The sequence below is a fragment of the Pseudomonas sp. S2_C03 genome (assembly GCF_054668405.1).
The window spans coordinates 3,927,037-3,947,311 of sequence record NZ_CP162766.1 but is presented as its reverse complement, the minus strand read 5'-3'; the positions used below and the strand labels follow the sequence as shown (position 1 = coordinate 3,947,311).

The following is a 20,275-nucleotide window of genomic DNA, read 5'->3' as shown; positions in this document are numbered from 1 at the left end:
GCCCGCGATGGCGCCACATCAGGCACCACAAAACTACTTGGAAAGAAACCGCATTCCTTCCTCCAGCCCCCGCAACGTCAGCGGGTACATCTGGTCCTCGATCAAGTCCCGCACGATATTGGTCGAGGACGTATAACCCCAGGTATCTTTTGGATACGGGTTGATCCAGATGAGTTTTTTGTACTTCTCCATGAACCGCTGCATCCACACGTAACCGGCTTCTTCGTTCCAGTGCTCGACGCTGCCGCCGGGCTGGGTAATTTCGTACGGCGCCATGGCAGCGTCACCGATGAAGATCACTTTGTAGTCGGCCCCGTACTTGTGCAGCAGGTCCATGGTCGAGGTGCGCTCGGAAGTGCGGCGCATGTTGTTCTTCCACACCGATTCATAAATGAAGTTGTGAAAGTAGAAGTACTCCAGGTGCTTGAACTCGGTCTTGCAGGCCGAGAACAGTTCCTCGCAGGTTTTCACGTGTGCATCCATCGATCCGCCAATGTCGAATAGCAGCAACAGCTTGACCGTGTTGCGGCGCTCCGGACGCATCTGGATGTTCAAAAGGCCCGCATCCTTGGCGGTGTGATCGATGGTGCCATCGATGTCGAGTTCTTCCGCTGCGCCCTGACGGGCGAATTTGCGCAGGCGGCGCAGGGCGACCTTGATGTTTCGGGTGCCCAGTTCCACCGAGTCGTCGAGGTTCTTGTACTCGCGCTGGTCCCAGACCTTGACCGCCTTGCCCTGTCGCTTGCCGGCATCGCCAACCCGGATACCTTCCGGGTTGAAGCCGCCTGAGCCGAACGGGCTGGTGCCACCGGTGCCGATCCATTTGTTGCCGCCGGCGTGGCGTTCCTTCTGTTCTTCCAGGCGTTTCTTGAATTCTTCGATGAGTTTGTCCAGGCCACCCAGCGACTGGATCGCCGCCCGCTCCTCATCGGTCAGCGAGCGCTCGAATTCCTTGCGTAACCAGTCTTCCGGGATCAGCGCCTGGAGGTGGTCGTCGAGTTTCTCCAGGCCGTTGAAGTAGGCACCGAAGGCGCGGTCGAACTTGTCGAAATGCCGTTCGTCCTTCACCAGGATCGCCCGGGCCAGGTAATAGAACTCGTCCATGTCGGCGAAGGTCACGCGCTGTTTAAGCGCGTTGATCAGGTCCAGCAGTTCGCGAACCGAGACCGGCACCTTGGCGGCGCGCATTTCATTGAACAGGTTGAGCAACATGGCGTCGGCCCCTTTTACACGTGCTTAGCGAGTGCCGCGACGGCTCATGAAAGCCAGACGCTCCAGCAATTGCACGTCCTGTTCGTTTTTCACCAGGGCCCCGGCCAGCGGCGGAATCGCCTTGGTCGGATCACGCTCGCGCAGTACCGCTTCGCCGATGTTGTCGGCCATCAGCAGCTTCAGCCAGTCCACCAGTTCAGAGGTCGACGGTTTTTTCTTCAGGCCCGGCACCTTGCGCACATCGAAGAACACGTCCAGCGCTTCGCTGACCAGGTCTTTCTTGATGTCCGGGTAGTGCACGTCGACGATTTTTTGCAGGGTGGTGCGATCCGGGAACGCGATGTAGTGGAAGAAGCAGCGGCGCAGGAAAGCGTCCGGCAGCTCTTTTTCGTTGTTGGAGGTAATGATGATGATCGGCCGCTGCTTCGCCTTGATCGTCTCGTCGATCTCGTAAACGTAGAACTCCATCTTGTCGAGTTCTTGCAGCAGGTCGTTGGGGAACTCGATGTCGGCCTTGTCGATTTCATCAATCAGCAGGATCACCCGCTCCTCGGATTCGAACGCCTCCCAGAGCTTGCCTTTTTTCAGATAGTTACGAACATCGTGGACCTTTTCGTTGCCCAGCTGCGAATCACGCAAGCGGCTGACTGCATCGTATTCGTAGAGGCCCTGATGCGCCTTGGTGGTCGACTTGATGTGCCAGGTGATCAGCCTGGCGCCAAAGGATTCTGCCAGTTGTTCGGCCAGCATGGTCTTGCCGGTGCCCGGTTCACCCTTGACCAGCAGCGGGCGCTCCAGGGTGATGGCGGCGTTCACCGCCAGCTTCAGGTCATCGGTGGCGACGTAGGCCTGGGTGCCTTCGAACTTCATCTGCTAATCCTCGAACGGTAAAGCCGGCCTGACGGGCAGGGGCGGGGCGCAATAATCAAGTCCCCGACTATAACGCGCAGGCCGGTCGACTGGGAACGCAGACGGCTTATTCAGTCTCTGAATGGAGCGTCACATCTTGACTCAGTCTCGGCGGCTTGCCAGTATTGAGATATCGCCATTTTGGCGATAGCTTGCGCCTCATGTCTACTTAATATCGATTTCGAGATACATACCGTATTCAACTGCGCGAACGAGACTATCCGCCACCCCATGTCCACCTCGTCGGTGGCGGGCTGGATGTCGTGCTCAGCCTTGAACCCGTCAAAGTCACGATGGGCCTGGCACCGCCTCTGATTATCAAAGAAGCCCTGGATGGGGTCCGCGCCCATCAGGCGCAACTGCTGGAGGAGTGGAAACGATGTTACCCATGAAACGGCCAAGGTTGTCTGCCGTGAAGGCTTTGCCCGACAACCGCCTGGCGCTGACGTTTATCGATGGACAGCAACTGACTCTCGACCTGAACCGTGATCTGCTGGCCTTTCCAGGGTTGCAGCCGCTATTGGCGCCGGGGGCATTCGAAGGGGCTGCCCTTGGCGATGATGGCTGGAGTGTGGAATGGCCCGAACAGGACATCCAGATCGGCGCAGACACGCTGTATCTGGATGCGCTGGCGCAGAACGCCACGGACGAAAATACCCGAATTTTCATCGACTGGCGTGCCCGCACGGGCCTGCCGCTCAATCAGGCGGCGCAGGCGCTGGGGGTAAGCGCCCGCAGCATCAGTCGCTACAGCAGCGGTCGTGAGTCGGTGCCTCGATCCTTGGCGCTGGCATGCCTGGGCTGGGATTTTCTACAACAGCAGGCAAACGCAGCGCGCGTGGCCGAGGACTCCGGTCGTTATACCGTGAGGCCCAAACCTTAACCCGCATCAGGCTTGGGGCGCTCATAGCGGGCATTGAAGGCCTGGATGAAACCATTGCGCAGAATCTGCAGAAACGCCTGGAATGCGCTGATATCTTGCCGGTGCACGTTGCCACTCAATTCGACGCGCGTTGCAAACTGATTTTTGCCCTGATTTTTCAGTACCGTCTCCGAGCCGCCGACAATGGCTTCCCAGATGGAGCGGAATAAACCCTTGTCCTTGTTCTCCACGTCCTGCTGCCAGTTGAACACATCAACGTCCTTCAGAAGAGGTTTGATGTACCCGGTCAATTGGGCCTTTTTCGCTTGCGCCTCGATCACTACATCTCCGTGGCCGGCGTTGAAATCGAACTTGCCGTAGGCTGATGCAAAATCGTTCATGCGTTTGAGTTCGATGTCCTTGGCGCGCAGACGGAATTCGAAGTCTTCAAAGTTGCTCAGGGGATCGAACGTGGCGGTGGCTTCCAGCGGTGCATGTCCCAACAGCAACGCTTTGCCTTCGAAACTCGCGTCGCGCCTGCCATCCTTGTCGACCACATTGGTCAGGTTGTAGAAACTCGCATTCACCTGTGTCGCGTTCATGTTGACGGGCGGCTTGGAATTGAAATTGCGGAAGCTGATCTTGCCGTCGTAGATGCGCACTTCATCCAGCGTGATGGGCAGAAGCTTGCCCAGTTGCTCACGCCAATCGGTGCCTTCACCTGTCTGGGAGTTCTGTTTGTTGGGCCCGCCATCGACGAAGTTGACTTGCGGGTTGAAGAACTGCACCTGCGCGACCACCGCATGCTCATAGATCAGCGAATGCCAGCTGACGGCAAGGTCAATCAATGGTGCATCGACGAAGGGCACCGGGACCTTGCCATCGACCTTGACGATTTTCAGGCCGTTGATCTTGTAGGCGCCGCGCCACCACGCGAGGTCCACATCAGTCACCTGGCCACGGTAATCGCCCATGTCGGCGAGTTTTCCATTGAGATAGTCGCGCACCATGTAGGGCAGCGCGATGTGCAAGGTAATCAGGCACACAATGAGGCCAACAAGTATCCACAAGGGCCAGCTGTAGCGACGTTTCATGATGGTAAATCCCTGGCGATGTAATGCATTGACTCCGATGGCCGGCGGACGTTCGACCTGACTGGACGAGCACCGGCAACAGGCATACCGTGATGGGCTAATCAACGCTGCATCAAGGACCCGGTCATGAGTCGTATTTTTGCTGACAACGCCCACTCCATCGGCAATACGCCGCTGGTGCAAATCAACCGCATCGCGCCGCGCGGCGTGACCATCCTGGCCAAGATCGAGGGGCGCAACCCGGGTTATTCGGTCAAGTGCCGGATCGGCGCGAACATGATCTGGGACGCTGAAGGCTCCGGCAAACTGAAACCGGGCATGACCATCGTCGAGCCGACTTCCGGCAACACTGGCATTGGTTTGGCGTTTGTCGCGGCAGCACGAGGCTACAAGCTGATCCTGACGATGCCATCCTCCATGAGCATCGAACGTCGCAAGGTGCTCAAGGCGCTGGGCGCCGAACTGGTGTTGACCGAGCCGGCCAAAGGTATGAAAGGCGCCATCGAAAAGGCGACTGAAATCGTCGCTGCCGACCCGTCCCGGCACTTTATGCCCGCGCAGTTTGAAAACCCTGCCAACCCGGCCATTCATGAGAAAACCACGGGTCCGGAAATCTGGAACGACACCGACGGCGCTGTCGATGTGCTCGTGGCCGGCGTCGGCACCGGTGGAACCATCACCGGGGTTTCGCGGTATATCAAGAACACTCAGGGTAAACCGATTCTGTCGGTGGCGGTCGAGCCAGTGGTATCGCCTGTGATCACCCAGGCATTGGCGGGCGATGAAATCAAGCCGAGCCCGCACAAAATCCAGGGGATCGGTGCAGGGTTTGTGCCGAAGAACCTCGACCTGTCGATAGTTGACCGGGTCGAGTTGGTCAGCGACGAAGAGTCCAAGGCCATGGCCCTGCGTTTGATGCAAGAGGAAGGGATTCTGTGTGGCATCTCCTGCGGTGCAGCGATGGCCGTGGCAGCGCGTTTGGCCGAAACCCCGGAAATGCAGGGCAAGACCATCGTGGTGATTTTCCCTGACTCCGGCGAGCGTTATCTGTCGAGCATGCTCTTCAGTGACCTGTTCACCGAGCAGGAAACCCAGGCCTAAGCGCTACCGTCGCCTGTAGGGCAGGGGCTGATCACCGTCAGCCCCTGTTCAGGAGGTTTATGTTAACCAGGGTTTGTTACGCAATCCTCAACACTGAATGTTGAATCAGTCGGGTTTTTTCAAAGGTCTTTAGCGCTTATCATGGCTGGCTGCCACGTCGGGTACATGGCGTTGCGCAAAGTTGCTTATTTTCAAGGAGTTGTCGATGACCTTTTCCTTTGCCGTGAAAGCGTCGCTGTTATTGCTGTTTCTGGGCAGCACGCTATATGTGCACCTGCGCGGCAAGGCGCGCTTGCCGGTCTTGCGCCAATTCGTCAACCATTCGGCGCTGTTTGCGCCTTACAACGCCTTGATGTATCTGTTTTCCGCCGTGCCTTCGCGGCCTTATCTGGATCGCAGCAAATTCCCTGAACTGGACGTGCTCAAGGACAACTGGCAGGTGATCCGCGATGAAGCGATGCACCTGTTCGACGAGGGGTACATCCGTGCCGCCGAGAAGAACAACGACGCGGGCTTCGGTTCGTTCTTCAAGAAAGGCTGGAAGCGTTTTTACCTCAAGTGGTACGACAAACCCTTGCCGTCGGCCGAAACCCTCTGCCCGAAAACCGTGGCGCTGGTCAGTAGCATCCCCAACGTCAAGGGCGCCATGTTCGCGTTGCTGCCAGGCGGTAGTCATCTGAACCCGCACCGCGATCCATTTGCCGGCTCCCTTCGTTACCACCTGGGCCTGTCGACGCCAAACTCCGACTACTGTCGCATCTTTGTCGATGGCCAGGTGTACGCCTGGCGCGATGGCGATGACGTGATGTTCGACGAGACCTATGTGCATTGGGTGAAGAACGAAACCGAGCAGACCCGGGTCATCCTGTTCTGCGACATCGAACGCCCCTTGAGCAACCGCCTGATGACCAGCATCAACCGACGGGTTAGCGCTTTCCTGGGACGCGCCACGGCGCCGCAGAATCTTGACGATGAGCGCGTGGGTGGCATCAACCAGGCGTATGCCTGGAGCAAGCGTTCCAGCGACAAGATCAGTGGTGTGGTCAAGCAGTTCAAGCGCCGCCACCCCAAAGCCTACCGTGTACTGCGGCCGGTGTTGGCCGTCGTGGTGTTGACGTTGCTGGGGTACTGGCTGTTCGGATGAATGCGCCCGTGCAATGAAAAAACCGTTCCCTGGGAGCGGTTTTTTTTGCCCATTTTCAGGGGCGGCCGGCGAGCAGATTGGGTTCTTCGCCTACGATGCCCGTGACGAGTAGTTGAAGAAGGCGGCGTTGGCTCGCCGTCAGTTCTCCCGCCATTGCTTTGCTTTGCGCAACATGAGCGCTTTGCCTTGTGGAAGATTTTTTGATTGTTCTGCGCATATTCCCTCCACCGCTGGTCATCAATTGAACAGTCTTCAAAATACAAGGTTCTCCAAAGTTTTGACAAGTCGGCCTTCTCGATCGTACTCAAAGCCAAGCTGCTGATAGATTGAAACCGCACCTGCTCGTGGCTCCTGAATTTCGAGCAAACGAGCACCCATGACCTGCGCGTATTGCTCAACGACTATCATGGCGAGAGTTGCAACACGTCCCTTCAAAGGGTGTGCGCTCCTCGGACTCCCTTCCAATCTCACGATACGGATTCGTTGCCGGCTGTTATTTGGGTTCGCGAAACAAAGCCCACACAGCTCGGCGTTGAACCAGATGGCAAGGTCCAGACCCAGCGGCTCCCGTGCCTTCCACTCGATGACCTCATGCCATGAGAAATGTGGATCCTCCCACCGGTCAAAAGCACTTAATGCTTGCCTGTCAATTGGCTCAAAACGCACATTCGATAAGTCCACAGCCGCAGAGCCAGCTCTGACGTGAAGAAGTTGAACAACGCTCGAAACAGCCTGTTTTCTCGCCTGTGATTTGTACAGCTGATACCGAAGATAAGCCCGTTCCCTTGGCATGTGATCCTGTGCATTCCCTGTCCTCGCTGGACGCTGCCGTGAATCCCAAGCCTAGGTAACTGTGCGCGTTACGTCTTTACTGGCCCTTTGTCCAAGTCATTGCAATTGTTGTCAGCCGCTGGATCGTCGGCTTGGCGCATGGCGCCAGGCCTTTTTTTATTTGCTCAGGGCATGCTCGGCCCGCACCGAATTCATGAACGCCTGCATGGCCGACGATTGAATGCGATGGCGCCGGGTGATCAAGCCATACGGCGGCAGTCGTGCTTCGAATTTGATCGGCAGCACGGCCAGCAGATCCCGGCCGGGGTAGTCCTCGACCACTGAAACCGGCGTGACGCCAAGCATGTCGGTCTGCTGGATCAATGACAGCAAGGTCATGATCGAGGTGGTTTCGACGATGCTGCTGGGTATGTCGACTCGCGCATTGTGAAACACTTGATTGATGATCGCGCGCATGGGGCTCGGTTGCTGTTGCAGCACCCAGGTCATGTTCTGCAGCTCCGCCCAGCTCAGGTGTTTTTCTTTGGCCAACGGGTTCTGCGCACTGGCAATCACGCACAGTGCCTCTTCGCCAAGGCTGTCGAACAACAACTCCTCGGTCCGCGCACCGGCGGGGATGCGCCCGAGGACGATGTCGAGCTGGTCCTGCAACAGGGCCTGGACCAGCACGTCGCTGGTGTCGACCTGAATGCTCATCGACAGTCGCGGATGGCTCTGTTTCAAGGTGGCGATGGTGCGGGTCAGCAAGCCCGAGGCCAATGCCGGAATGGCCCCGACGGCCACTCGTCCCAGGTTGCCGGATTCGAGGGCGACCAGTTCTTCGCGCATGCCGCTCAGCTCCGCAAAAACCATGCGCGCGTAATAAATCACGGTCTCGCCGAACGGGGTGGACCGCATGCCCCGGGGCAGACGCTCGAACAGCTCGACGCCCAACAGGTCCTCGGCCTCGTGCAGCATTTTGGTCGCTGCCGGTTGAGTCATGCCGATGTGATCGGCGGCGCGGCGCAATGAACCGAATTCCTGCAACGCCAGCATCAGCCGCAATTGGCGCAGTCGCAGTCGGCTGTGGATCACATTGGCTTCAGGAATTCTTGTCATGGACGACACTCGCAGAAAAGACTGCGGCAAGCCTGACAATAAATGTCAGGCATTGCCAGCATCACTACACCGATTTGGTCTTGCCGACAGGGGATTTACGCAGCCCGAGCACGCTGGCCAGTGCCTTGGAAATCAGTGGCCAGAACAGCATCAGCAGGGCGGCGGTGGTCAGGCTGCCCACCAGTGGGTTGGACCAGAAGATACCAATGTGACCGTCGGAGAACAGCATCGACTGGCGGAATGCATCTTCCGCCTTGTCGCCCAGCACGGCGGCCAGAATCAGGGGTGCAATCGGATAGCCCAGCTTTTTGAACAGATACCCGAGTGCGCCAAAGCCCAGCATCAGCACCACGTCGAAGAACGAGTTGTGCACCGTGTAGGCACCGATGGCGCAAACCATGATGATGATCGGTGCAATCACCGAGAACGGGATACGCAGGATCGAAGCGAACAGCGGCACCGTAGCCAGCACCACGATGAGGCTTACCACGTTGCCCAGGTACATGCTCGCGATCAGGCCCCAGACGAAATCATGCTGTTCGACGAACAGCGTCGGGCCAGGGTGCAGGCCCCAGATCATCAAGCCGCCAAGCATCACTGCCGCCGTGGCCGAGCCCGGAATGCCCAGGGTCAGCATCGGCAGCAGGGCGCTGGTGCCCGCCGCGTGGTCGGCGGTTTCCGGGGCGATCACCCCTTCGACTTCCCCTTTACCGAAGTTTTCGCGATTTTTCGAGAAGCGCCGCGCCATGCTGTAGCTCATGAACGAGGCTGCCGTCGGGCCGCCGGGGGTGATGCCCATCCAGCAACCCACCAGCGTGCTGCGCACAATCGTCCACCAGTAGCGCGGCAGTTTCGCCCAGGTCCGCAGGATGACCATGGGTGTAATCCGGGCACGTTCGCCACGGAACACCTGACCTTCTTCGACTGTGCAGAGGATTTCGCCGATGCCGAACAAGCCGATCACCGCCACTTCGAAACTGATGCCAGTCATCAGGATCGGCTGGTCGAAGGTCAGGCGCAGGTTGCCGGAGACGGTGTCCATGCCGACGGCCGCCATGGCGAAACCGATCATCATCGCCACCACGGTTTTCAGCGGCGGGTTTTTGCTCATGCCAATAAAGGTACAGAACGCCAGCAGGTACACCGCGAAGAACTCCGGTGAACTGAAGGTCATGGCAAACGCGGCGATCTTGGTCGACAGGAAGGTCAGCAGCAACACCCCGGCCAGTGCGCCGATCAGCGCGGAGCTGAACGCGGCGGTCAGGGCTTCGGCGGCACGACCTTCACGGGCCATGGGGTAGCCGTCGAACGTCGTCGCCACCGATGAGGGCTCGCCGGGTATGTTGAACAGGATCGAGGTGATCGAGCCGCCGAACAGCGCGCCCCAATACATGCACGACAGCAGGATGATCGCCGACACCGGCGACATGGTGAACGTCAGCGGCAGCAGCAACGCGACGCCGTTGGGGGCGCCGAGGCCGGGCAACACGCCGACCAGAATGCCCAACAGCACGCCGACCACCATCAGGCCGATGTGGCCCGGTGTGAGGATCAGGTTCATGCCTTGCAACAGGGAATCGAATTCGCTCATTTGAAGTGTCTCCAGGCCATGGCAATCCAGTCGCCCAGGGGACCTGCATCCAGCGGGACCTTGAACCACAACGCGAAAATCAGATAACTGGCCAATGCAGCGCCGAGGGACACGCAGGCAATCATCCACTTGCCGTAAGGCTTGGCGCGGACCTTGTCACGAGACATGAACCAGGCAATAAAGCAGGCCGAAGCCACATAGATGCCGGTAAACGGCATGGCGGCGACGAACAGGGCAATGGGGATGAACACCGACAGCACTTGCTTGAACGCGCTGCGGCTGACGAAGGCAATGTTCAGTGCTTGCCAGCGCACCAGGGTCAACACGCCGTTGGCCACGCTGGCGGCGCACAGCATCAGGCCGATGTAGAAAGGAAAATACCCCGGTTCAGGGCCGGCATCACCCCAGCCGATACCTTGTTCGACGCTGCCATACATCACCACCGCGCCGATCAGCGCAGTGAAGAGGGCCAGGCCGAGCTCGACCCAGCGGGTCCCGACCAGTGCCGGTGAATCCGAAGAATGGGACATGAAGACACCTCCAGAGGCGACGGCCGTGCCCGGGGGTACGGCCGTCACAGACTCAGTTTTTCAGCCAGCCGGCTTCCTTGAACACCGGGGTGACGCGGGCGGTGTCTTTTTCGATATAGGCGGCCAGTGGCTCGCCCTCCAGAAAGGTCGGCACCAAAGCGTTTTGCTTCACGTAAGCCTTGAACTCGGGCGTCTCGGTGACCTTACGCATCAGCTCGACATAGAACGCGCGCTGCTCGGCAGTCACTTCGCCGGGCATGAACACGGTGCGCGGGAAACGATACTGGTCGATGCCCAAGCCCTGTTCGTGACAAGTCGGAACGTCGGCCCACGACTTGTCGCCGGCGACCTTCTCGGTGTAGTTCATGCGTTCCCGGCTGAACACGCAGAGCGGCTCGACCTGATCGCCACGCCATTGGCTGATGCTTTCAGCGGGGTTGTTGACGTTAGCGGCGATGTGTTTGCCCGCCAACTGCGTCGCGGCTTCGCTGCCACTCTTGAACGGGATGTACACCAGCTTGCTGTTGTTGGTCTGGTTCAGGAGCAGGGTCAGGGTCTGGTCGACGTCCTTGGACTGGCTGCCCCCCATGCGCATCTTCGAAGGATCGGCCTTGGCCGCTTCGTAGAAACCCTTGGCGTCCTTCCACGGCGCGCCCTTGTAGCTCCAGAGAATGAAGTCATCCTCGGCCACGGCGGCGACTGGGGTCAGCTCCTGCCATTGGTAGCCAAGCTTGGACACCAGTGGCAACAGGTAGATGTTGTTGGTGCCGATCACCAGTTTTTCCGCATCACCCTTGTTCATTTTCAGGTCGAGGAAAGCCTCGGCTCCGTTTCCACCGCCCTTGTTAAGGACGATGGTGTTCACATCGAGCAGCTTGTGAGTGGTGATGATCGACTGAATCAGACGGCCGAGTTGATCGGTGCCGCCACCGGGGCCGCCGGCCACGACGATCTCGACGTTCTTGTCCGGTTGCCAGGCGGCATGGGCGAGGGCGGGCAGGGCGCCTGCAGCCACCAGCGTACAGCCAAGGAACAGACGGGAGGTGCGACGGACGAATGCATTTCGCATTGGAAGGGCCTCGTTTTTGTAGTTGTTATGAGTGACTTGTCGGTGCTCGAGAGCTGCAAGCCTGGCCCGAGTGTGGGAAGGCGCCGCTCTCGCGTCTAGTCAAAACAATACATATACCGATAGCCTGGGGTTATCGCTCGCTTGGACACGAATTGTGACAGTTATCGAATGTGCCGTTCCAGAGCGGTTTAAGGGTATTTTGTCGGTAACGTGACCGGGTTGAAAGGTCGTTGAAAGCGGGATCTGCCATAACCCGTGGCTATCGCCGTATTTCCAGGTTTGATTAGACGGTTATCGCTGAGCCTTCGATAGTGCTCACCGAGCCGTCCAGAAGCGGCACGCTGTACCACAAAAATAATAAGTCGAGGTAAGCACCATGGCTCGTCCCAGTGCGTCCCTGCATCTGCCCGAAGCCGATGCCCAAACCGCCGTATCAGCCGCACCGCGGGCAGGTACCACCAAGGCCAGCAACGTACGCTGGAAGATCTTCGCGATCATCTTCGCGTTGACGATGGTCAACCTGATCGACCGGGTTTCGCTGTCGATTGCGATGCCGACCATCGCCGCCGAGTTTTCACTGTCACCGAGCACACAAGGGCTGATTCTCAGCAGCTTCTTCTGGGCCTACGCGCTGTTGCAGATTCCCGGCGGCTGGATGATCGATCGTTTCGGACCGCACCGGGTGATCAGTTGGTCTACGGGCCTGTGGGGGACCTTCCAGGTGCTCGCGGCGTTTGCCACCGGCGGATTGTCCTTGCTGTTCGCCAGGGTTGCACTGGGTGCCGCCGAGGCGCCGTTGTTCCCGTCGGGCGGCAAGCTGATTTCGCTGTGGCTGGCACCGAGTGAGCGCAGTCGCGGTGCGGTGCTGATGGACAGCGGCAGTCCGTTGGGTGTTGCGCTTGGCGGGCTGATCATTGCCTACCTGATTGCCACCCTGGACTCCTGGCGCCTGGCCTTCCTGATCGCCGGTATCGCCACGCTGGTGCTGGGCTGGGTGGCGTGGCGCTATTTACGCGACAACCCGGCCACTCACCCGCAGGTGAATGCGCAGGAGCTGGAGAAGATCAATGCAGGGCGCGCGACACCGGCCGCCGAAGCTGCGCAGATGTCGGTCAAGGGTCTTGGGATCGCTGCACGTTCCCTCAGTGGTCTGCTGGTCGGTCGCGCCAGTTGGGCGATGGTGTATTTCGGTTTGCTGACCTGGGGGCCGAGCTACCTGGCTCAGGCCCGTGGTTTTGATATCAAGGGTATTGGCGCGGCGACGTTCGTCATTTTCATCTGCGGTGCGTTGGGCTCTTTGACGGGTGGTTTTCTCTGCGACGCGCTCATCCGCAAGGGCGTTCGTCGAGGCGTGGCGGTCAAGGGGCTGCTGGCATTTTCCGGTTTGATCGCGCTCGGCGCGTTCCTGTTGCTGCCGACCTTGAGCGATCCTTTTGCGGCGGTGGCGCTGTTGGCCATGACCGCATTTTTCCTGATGTGGGGCAGCCTCTACTGGAGCTTCCCGGCGTTGCTGGCAGCGCCAGCGCGTGTCGGCCTGATTGGCGGCGTAATGAACATGGCCGGCAGCGTTGGTGGTATCGCGGTACCGATCCTGGTGGGTGTGATTCTGCAAATGGCCGGCGGTTTCGCGCCGGTGCTGGCTTTCTTCGCGGTATGTTCGGCGGTGTTTGTACTGGCAACGCTGTTCATCAGTCTCGACGAGGTGCGCCATGGTTAAGATGTACGACGGCCTGATCATCGATGCCCATCATCATTTCTGGGACCCGACGATCAACCCGCATCCGTGGCTCGCCCCCGAGGCCAACATTGCGTTTCGCTACGGGGACTACAGCGCGATCAAGCGGCGCTATTTTCCCGACGATTACTTCGCCGATGCCGGTGCACACAAGGTCGTGCAAACGGTGTACATCGAAACCGAGTGGGACCCGCAGGACCCGATTGGCGAGACCCGTTTCATCGAGCAACTGGCGGCCCGTTACGGCGTGCCGAATGCGGTGGTGGCGCAAGCCTGGCTCGATCACCCGGATGCCCTGGCCGTGCTCGCCGAGCAAGCGTCGTTCAAGTGTGTGCGCAGCGTGCGCCACAAGCCCGGTGGGCCGACATCCCCCGCGCAGGTCGGCCATGTGCGCAGCCTGATGAGTGATGAACATTGGCGCCGCAGCTACGCCGCCTTGCAAGGCCTGGGGCTGCACTTCGATTTGCAGACGCCCTGGTGGAACCTGCACGAAGCCGAGCGCCTGGCCCGGGACTTTCCCGGCACTACGCTGATCCTCAATCACGCCGGTTTGCCCAGCGACCGCAGCGCTGAAGGCCTGGCCGGCTGGCGTCGGGCGATGGCGCGGCTGGCCGAGTGGCCGAACGTGCAGGTGAAGGTCTCTGGCCTCGGCCTCAAGGGCCAGGCGTGGCGGGCGAAGGACAACGCGTGGATCGTGCGCGAAGTGATCGCCATGTTTGGCACTGGTCGCGTGATGTTCGCCAGCAACTTCCCGGTGGACAGCCTGTGTGGCTCGTTCGATGACATTTACAGCGGTTTCAAATCCATCGTTGCTGACCTGCCCTGGGCCGATCAGGAGCGACTGTTCTACAGCAACGCGCAGCGGGTGTATCGCTGCGAGCCGTGCGCCATCGACCGCACGCGACCTGAATCCTTGAGGAGTGAAGCATGAGAAAGACAACCATCGCCATGGTCCTGGGTGATCCTGCCGGCATCGGCCCGGAGCTGATCGCACGCCTGCTCGCAGAACCCCAGGTGCGCAGCCAGGCCAATGTGATCCTGATTGCCGACGAAGCGGAAATGCGTCGTGGCATGCGCCTCGCCGGCCAGGAATTTCCCTACCGTCGCGTGGAGTCGCTGGAGCAACTGGCGTTCACCGACGACACGCCGCTGTTTTATGATTTTCGTGGTGACACCCTCGGCGAATTCCCGCGCAGCGAAGCCAGTGTCATCGGCGGTCGCTACAGCCTCGATACCCTGGAAAAGGCCCTGCGCCTGACCGAAGCCGGCACCACCGACGCGGTCTTGTTCGGGCCGCTGAACAAGACGTCATTGCACATGGCCGGGATGGCGCACAATGACGAACTGCACTGGTTCGCCGAGCTGCTGGATTTCCACGGGCCGTTCTGCGAGTTCAACGTGCTCGACAATCTGTGGACCTCGCGGGTGACCTCGCATGTGGCGTTGGCCGAAGTGCCGGGGATGCTCACGCAGCAGCGAGTGGTGGAGGCGATCCAGTTGATTGACACCGCGCTCAAGCGCAGTGGCCTGGAAAAACCGCGTATCGGCGTCTGCGGCCTCAACCCGCATAACGGCGACAACGGCTCGTTCGGCCGTGAAGAACTGGACATCATCGGCCCGGCCGTTCGTACCGCACAGGCCTCGGGTATTGCCGCCGAAGGGCCGTACCCGGGCGATACGATTTTTCTCAAGGTCCAGGGCGATGCCAGTGCCTTCGATGCCGTGGTGACCATGTATCACGACCAGGGCCAGATCGCGATCAAGCTAATGGGCTTCTCCCGTGGCGTGACCGTGCAGGGCGGCTTGCCGATCCCGATCACCACCCCGGCCCACGGCACCGCCTTCGATATCGCAGGCCAGGGCAAGGCCAACCCCGGCGCCATTCGGCAGGCCTTCGAGATTGCGTGTCGGATGGGCAGTAACCGCCACTGATGACGGTTTTCATCTCAAGTTAAATTCCTGTGGGAGCGAGCCTGCTCGCGATGATGGCTGTACAGGCACCTTTATGGTGACTGACAGTCCGCTATCGCGAGCAGGCTCGCTCCCATAGTTTTTTATCCTGGCACCTGATAACCCGATCCACGCAATAACCGCTGGTACCTATTTCCCCAGGTTATCGATGGATGCGCATAAGTGATTATCCGCGCTCCCCGGCGGCTGGCTAAAGTCGCTCCATCGAATGCCTGGAAGCCGCCACACGAGCGGTTTCGTGCACGCGACTCAACAATTACAAGAAGCGCCAGCAAGGAACTGAATTCATGAAAATCAAAGCGATCCGTACCCGCGTATTCGAGTGGAAAGGCAAAGTCGTTCCTCCTCAGGCGCACTTCTGCACCAATGCCAGCGACATCCTGTTCGAGCGTGGCGACGCCATGGGCTCGTTCCGGTTCCACGGTTGGCTGGTGGTGGAAGTCGAGACTGACACCGGTCTCGTCGGGATCGGCAACTGCGCCCTGGCGCCGCGTGTGGCCAAGGAAATCATCGACACCTATCTGGCTCCCATCGCTATCGGCGAAGACCCCTTCGACAATGAGTACATCTGGCAGAAAATGTACCGCCAGAGCCACGCCTGGGGGCGCAAGGGTATCGGAATGGCGGCGATCTCGGCGATCGACATCGCGATCTGGGACATCATGGGCAAGGCCGTCAACAAGCCGGTATTCAAGCTGCTGGGCGGACGTACCAAGGAAAAGATCTGGACTTACGCCTCCAAACTCTACGCCAACGACAACCTCGACCTGTTCCTCGAAGAGGCCCAGGGCTATCTGAACCAGGGTTTCACCGCGTTGAAAATGCGCTTCGGCTATGGCCCGAAAGACGGTCCGGCGGGCATGCGCAAGAACATCGAACAAGTGCGCGCCCTGCGTGAACTGGCAGGTCCCGATGTGGACATCATGCTTGAGTGCTACATGGGCTGGACCCTGGAGTACGCCCGCCGCATGCTGCCCAAACTCGCCGAATTCGAACCGCGCTGGTTGGAAGAACCGGTGATCGCCGATGACATCGAAGGTTATATCGAGCTGAAGAAGATGGGCATCATGCCGATCTCCGGCGGCGAGCACGAGTTCACCTCCTACGGCTTCAAGGACCTGCTGGAACGTCGCGCCGTCGACGTGATCCAGTACGACACCAACCGCGTCGGTGGCATTACCGCCGCGCGCAAGATCAACGCCATGGCCGAAGCATGGTCCGTGCCGGTGATCCCGCACGCCGGGCAGATGCACAACTACCACCTGACCATGTCCACCACCGCCTCGCCGATGGCCGAGTTCTTCCCGGTGTTCGACGTCGAGGTTGGCAACGAACTCTTCTACTACGTGTTCAAGGGCGAGCCGCAGCCGGTCAACGGCTACATCCAGCTCGACGACAACAAGCCGGGCCTGGGCCTGGAAATCTCCGATGAGTACCTGAGCGACTTCAACATCATCGAGTGACCTTCAGGCGTCGCTCACGGGCGGCGCCGTCCCTGACCCAGAGGAGAAAGACATGCGCCTGATTCAATTCGAAAACACCCAGGGAGCGCGCCAGGTCGGCGTGGTCGAAGGTTCCCGGGTGCTGGTGTTGAACGACACCCGCAGCACCCGTGAACTGGCACTCGCGGCCATCCGCGGCCAACGCAGCCTGCAGGAGGAAGTGGCCCAACGTGGTACCCAACCGGGCCCCGACTACGCCCAGTTGTTGCAGCAGGGCAAGGTCCTGCCGCCGCTGGACCACGAAGACCCGGCCCACTGCCTGATCAGTGGCACCGGCCTGACCCACCTGGGCAGCGCTTCAGCGCGGGACAAGATGCACCAGCATGACGGCGCGGTGGAAGCGGGTATGACCGACACGATGCGCATCTTCAAATGGGGCCTGGAGGGTGGCAAGCCGGCAGACGGGCAGATCGGTGCGCAACCCGAATGGTTCTACAAGGGTGACGGCAGCATCGTCGTGCGCCCCGGCGCGGACTTTCCGGTGCCGCCGTTTGCCGAGGACGCCGGTGAAGAGCCCGAGCTGACGGGTCTCTATGTGATTGGCGATGACGGCCTGCCATACCGCGTCGGTTTCGCGCTGGGCAACGAGTTCTCCGATCACGTCATGGAGCGCCGCAACTACCTGTATCTCGCACATTCGAAACTGCGCAGTTGCTCCTACGGTCCCGAGTTGCGCGTCGGCGAATTGCCTCGGCATCTGGCCGGCACCAGCCGCATTGTGCGCAATGGCGAAACCCTGTGGGAAAAGGAGTTTCTCAGTGGTGAAGACAACATGTGCCACAGCCTCGCCAACCTCGAATTCCATCACTTCAAGTACGCGCAGTTCCTGCGTCCCGGCGATGTTCACGTGCACTATTTCGGCACCGCCACGCTGTCGTTTGCCGACGGGGTCAAAACCCAGCCGGGTGACTATTTCCAGATCAGCCTCGACGAGTTTGGCGCGCCACTGGTCAACGGTATCGGTGAATCTGCCCAGCCTCTGCCGATCGGGCAGGTGCGCACGCTTTAAGTCGGCTGACCAAGGAAATCTTCATGACCTCAATACTCGGACACAACTACATCGGCGGGCGTCGCAGCGCCAACGGCAACGTGCAGTTGCAGAGCCTCGACGCCACCACCGGTGAGCCGCTGCCCGCCCGATTCTTCCAGGCCAGCGAGGCGGAGGTGGATGCCGCCGCCAAAGCGGCTGCGGCGGCCTATCCGACCTATCGCAACCTGAGTGCGCAAAAGCGCGCGACGTTCCTCGACGCTATCGCCGATGAAATCGATGCGCTGGGTGATGAGTTCGTCGCCACCGTGTGCCGCGAAACCGCGCTGCCCGCTGGGCGCATCCAGGGCGAGCGTGGCCGTACCAGCGGTCAGTTGCGCCTGTTCGCCAAGGTGCTGCGTCGCGGTGATTTTTATGGGGCGCGGATCGACCGTGCCTTGCCGGATCGCCAACCTTTACCGCGCCCAGACCTGCGTCAGTACCGCATCGCCCTGGGGCCAGTGGCGGTGTTTGGCGCGAGCAACTTTCCGCTGGCCTTTTCCACGGCTGGGGGTGACACCGCTTCAGCCTTGGCCGCCGGTTGCCCGGTGGTGTTCAAGGCCCACAGCGGGCATATGGCGACCGCAGAGTGGGTCGCCGACGCGATCACCCGCGCCGCCGAACGCACCCGTATGCCCGCCGGCGTGTTCAACATGATCTTCGGTGCGGGGGTCGGTGAGTGGCTGGTCAAACACCCGTCTATCCAGGCTGTGGGTTTTACCGGGTCGCTCAAGGGCGGCAATGCGCTGAGCCACATGGCCGCGACTCGGCCGCAGCCGATCCCGGTGTTCGCCGAGATGTCGAGTATCAACCCGGTGTTCCTGTTGCCCGAGGCGCTGAAGGTGCGCGGCGAACAGATCGCCGCACAACTGGCAGGTTCGGTGACGTTGGGCTGCGGTCAATTCTGTACCAATCCGGGGTTGGTCATTGGCCTGCGCTCGCCGCAGTTCAGCGATTTCCTCGCAGCGTTTTGCGCGCAGATGAATGAGCAACCGGCGCAGACCATGCTCAATGCCGGCGCGCTGGCCAGCTACAACCGTGGTGTGGGCGAACTGCACGAACATCCGGGGCTGACACACCTGGCAGGCCAACCGCAGCAGGGCAATCAGGCGCATCCACAGGTGTTCAAGGCCGATGTCAGCCTGTTGCTCAAGGGCGACGAGCTGCTTCAGGAAGAAGTGTTCGGGCCGACCACCATCGTCATCGAAGTCGAGGATCAGGCACAGCTCGCGGCGGCATTGCATGGCTTGCGCGGGCAACTGACGGCGACGCTGATTGGCGAGGCCGATGAGTTGCTGGAGCACCGCTGGCTGGCCGAAGTGTTGCAGGAAAAGGTCGGGCGGATCCTGTTCAATGGGTATCCGACCGGGGTCGAAGTCTGTGATGCGATGGTGCATGGCGGCCCGTATCCCGCGACCTCCGATGCCCGAGGGACATCGGTGGGGACACTGGCAATCGATCGTTTCCTGCGCCCGGTGTGCTTCCAGAATTACCCGGATGCGATGTTGCCCGAGGCGTTGCAGGACAGTAATCCGCTGGGGATACGGCGGTTGGTGGATGGGGAGATGACTGATCAGGCCTTGTAGCGTCTGAGCGGGCTTCATCGCGGGCAAGCCCGCTCCCACAGGGTTTGGTGTTGAACACAGATTTTCTGTACACACCGAACCTTGTGGGAGCGGGCTTGCCCGCGAAGGCGTCAGCAGCTTCAACAAAAATCACCTGGCGGGAGCAGGCTTCAACACCAACCACAACGCCGCCGCAATCAACACCCCGCCATACACATGCGCCATCGACAGCGGCTCATCGAGAAACATCGCCCCCCACAACACACCGAACGGCGGTATCGCGAAGGTCACGGTGGACGATTTCACCGGGCCGATCGAGCTGAGCAAGCGGAAGTAAATGATGTAGGCAAACGCCGTGCACACCAGTCCCAGTCCGAGCAGCGACAGCCAGACATTCCAACCGCCCCAGCTTGCGGGTGGCTGGCTGAGTGCGCTGTAGCCGAACAGTGGTAGCAGGAACAAGGTTGCCCCGAGCATGCTACCCAATGCAGACAGACGACTGTCGAGCCCACCGGCCTGATCGAGCCAGCGCCGCGCGAGGAACCCGGCGAAGCCGTAGCAGGTGGTCGCGAGCAGGCAGGCGATGGCGCCCATCAGCAGCGGCAAGTCGAACGCCACCGGGCCGGCGCGGGTCAGCACGCCCACACCGAACAGGCCGAGGAAGACCCCACCCAGTTTGGCGGCGCTGAGTCGCTCACTGAAAAACAGCCCGCCGATCAACACCCCCATCAATGGCGTGGTGGCGTTGAAAATCGCCGAGTAACCGGCGGGCAGCACCTGAGCAGCCACCGAATACAGCGTCGCCGGAATGCCGGAGTTGATCACCCCGAGCAGCATCACGGTTTTCAGCTTGCCCTTGAAGTCCCAGCGCACGCGCAACAGGCCGAGGATCACCAACAAGCCGACCGCGGCAATCGACACACGGAAAAAAGCCGTGGGGATCGTGCCGATCACCGGGGCGATGATGCGCATGAACAGAAAGCTTGCACCCCAGATGGCCGCCAGCAACAGCAGACGTACAAGATCGACAGGGCTCACGGTGCACTCCTTCCATTGATGGGGGCGAGAGTGTT

The 20,275-nt window shown here is 60.2% G+C and carries 18 protein-coding genes; 10 read left to right on the top strand and 8 right to left on the bottom strand.

The genetic code is table 11. The features are described from left to right. Positions 1 to 33: 33 nt before the first annotated feature. Both AB4N64_RS18195 and AB4N64_RS18190 read right to left on the bottom strand, forming a co-directional pair. Positions 34 to 1,212: a vWA domain-containing protein gene (locus tag AB4N64_RS18195; protein ID WP_460117271.1), complete on the bottom strand. Its 1,179-nt coding sequence runs from the start codon at positions 1,210 to 1,212 to the stop codon at positions 34 to 36. Between the two features lie 24 nt (positions 1,213 to 1,236). Then, a complete protein-coding gene (locus AB4N64_RS18190; protein ID WP_260522592.1) occupies positions 1,237 to 2,082 on the bottom strand; it encodes an AAA family ATPase in 846 nt (281 codons plus the stop codon). Between the two features lie 236 nt (positions 2,083 to 2,318). Between AB4N64_RS18190 and AB4N64_RS18185 the strand changes: the two genes are divergently transcribed. After that, positions 2,319 to 2,513, top strand: a complete 195-nt coding sequence (locus AB4N64_RS18185; RefSeq protein WP_460126796.1) for a DUF4160 domain-containing protein — start codon at positions 2,319 to 2,321, stop codon at positions 2,511 to 2,513. After that, complete coding sequence (locus AB4N64_RS18180; protein WP_460117270.1) at positions 2,501 to 3,004, top strand: DUF2442 domain-containing protein; 504 nt, start codon at positions 2,501 to 2,503, stop codon at positions 3,002 to 3,004. The genes AB4N64_RS18185 and AB4N64_RS18180 overlap by 13 nt, the downstream gene beginning before the upstream one ends. On the opposite strand, the gene AB4N64_RS18175 is transcribed toward AB4N64_RS18180, so the two are convergent. Next, positions 3,001 to 4,077 (bottom strand): AsmA family protein, encoded by a 1,077-nt coding sequence (locus AB4N64_RS18175; RefSeq protein ID WP_460117269.1) that lies wholly within the window; start codon positions 4,075 to 4,077, stop codon positions 3,001 to 3,003. The two genes, AB4N64_RS18180 and AB4N64_RS18175, sit on opposite strands and share 4 nt — an antisense overlap. 126 nt (positions 4,078 to 4,203) lie before the next feature. On the opposite strand from AB4N64_RS18175, the gene cysK reads away from it, so the two are divergent. Continuing rightward, on the top strand, positions 4,204 to 5,178 hold the full coding sequence (cysK, locus tag AB4N64_RS18170) for a cysteine synthase A (RefSeq protein WP_460117268.1): 975 nt from the start codon (positions 4,204 to 4,206) through the stop codon (positions 5,176 to 5,178). A 205-nt stretch (positions 5,179 to 5,383) separates the two neighbouring features. Then, positions 5,384 to 6,322, top strand: a complete 939-nt coding sequence (locus AB4N64_RS18165) for an aspartyl/asparaginyl beta-hydroxylase domain-containing protein (RefSeq protein WP_460117267.1) — start codon at positions 5,384 to 5,386, stop codon at positions 6,320 to 6,322. A 948-nt stretch (positions 6,323 to 7,270) separates the two neighbouring features. Here the strand turns inward: AB4N64_RS18165 and AB4N64_RS18160 are convergent. The 4 genes from AB4N64_RS18160 to AB4N64_RS18145 form a co-directional block, all read right to left on the bottom strand. Then, the gene (locus AB4N64_RS18160; RefSeq protein WP_460117265.1) at positions 7,271 to 8,212 is read right to left on the bottom strand and encodes a LysR family transcriptional regulator; all 942 of its coding nucleotides are present in this window, start codon (positions 8,210 to 8,212) and stop codon (positions 7,271 to 7,273) included. 64 nt (positions 8,213 to 8,276) lie between these two features. After that, a complete protein-coding gene (locus AB4N64_RS18155; protein WP_460117264.1) occupies positions 8,277 to 9,803 on the bottom strand; it encodes a tripartite tricarboxylate transporter permease in 1,527 nt (508 codons plus the stop codon). Further along, complete coding sequence (locus AB4N64_RS18150; protein WP_460117263.1) at positions 9,800 to 10,333, bottom strand: tripartite tricarboxylate transporter TctB family protein; 534 nt, start codon at positions 10,331 to 10,333, stop codon at positions 9,800 to 9,802. Before AB4N64_RS18150 ends, AB4N64_RS18155 begins: the two co-directional genes overlap by 4 nt. 52 nt (positions 10,334 to 10,385) lie before the next feature. Continuing rightward, positions 10,386 to 11,402, bottom strand: a complete 1,017-nt coding sequence (locus AB4N64_RS18145) for a Bug family tripartite tricarboxylate transporter substrate binding protein (RefSeq protein WP_460117262.1) — start codon at positions 11,400 to 11,402, stop codon at positions 10,386 to 10,388. 376 nt (positions 11,403 to 11,778) lie between these two features. On the opposite strand from AB4N64_RS18145, the gene AB4N64_RS18140 reads away from it, so the two are divergent. The 6 genes from AB4N64_RS18140 to AB4N64_RS18115 all read left to right on the top strand — a co-directional run bounded on the left by AB4N64_RS18140 (position 11,779) and on the right by AB4N64_RS18115 (position 19,223). Beyond that, the gene (locus AB4N64_RS18140; RefSeq protein WP_460117261.1) at positions 11,779 to 13,119 is read left to right on the top strand and encodes an MFS transporter; all 1,341 of its coding nucleotides are present in this window, start codon (positions 11,779 to 11,781) and stop codon (positions 13,117 to 13,119) included. After that, positions 13,112 to 14,068, top strand: coding sequence for an amidohydrolase family protein (locus AB4N64_RS18135; protein WP_460117260.1), 957 nt, complete (start codon positions 13,112 to 13,114; stop codon positions 14,066 to 14,068). Before AB4N64_RS18140 ends, AB4N64_RS18135 begins: the two co-directional genes overlap by 8 nt. Further along, positions 14,065 to 15,069 (top strand): 4-hydroxythreonine-4-phosphate dehydrogenase PdxA, encoded by a 1,005-nt coding sequence (locus AB4N64_RS18130; RefSeq protein WP_460117259.1) that lies wholly within the window; start codon positions 14,065 to 14,067, stop codon positions 15,067 to 15,069. Before AB4N64_RS18135 ends, AB4N64_RS18130 begins: the two co-directional genes overlap by 4 nt. A gap of 326 nt (positions 15,070 to 15,395) precedes the next feature. Further along, positions 15,396 to 16,571 (top strand): L-rhamnonate dehydratase, encoded by a 1,176-nt coding sequence (locus tag AB4N64_RS18125; protein ID WP_431756532.1) that lies wholly within the window; start codon positions 15,396 to 15,398, stop codon positions 16,569 to 16,571. 52 nt (positions 16,572 to 16,623) lie between these two features. Further along, complete coding sequence (gene araD1 / locus AB4N64_RS18120; RefSeq protein WP_460117258.1) at positions 16,624 to 17,619, top strand: AraD1 family protein; 996 nt, start codon at positions 16,624 to 16,626, stop codon at positions 17,617 to 17,619. Positions 17,620 to 17,642: 23 nt separating this feature from the next. After that, positions 17,643 to 19,223, top strand: coding sequence for an aldehyde dehydrogenase (NADP(+)) (locus AB4N64_RS18115; RefSeq protein ID WP_460117257.1), 1,581 nt, complete (start codon positions 17,643 to 17,645; stop codon positions 19,221 to 19,223). 129 nt (positions 19,224 to 19,352) lie between these two features. Here AB4N64_RS18115 and AB4N64_RS18110 read toward each other — a convergent pair whose 3' ends face one another. Then, positions 19,353 to 20,240: a DMT family transporter gene (locus AB4N64_RS18110; protein WP_460117256.1), complete on the bottom strand. Its 888-nt coding sequence runs from the start codon at positions 20,238 to 20,240 to the stop codon at positions 19,353 to 19,355. Positions 20,241 to 20,275 lie beyond the last annotated feature (35 nt).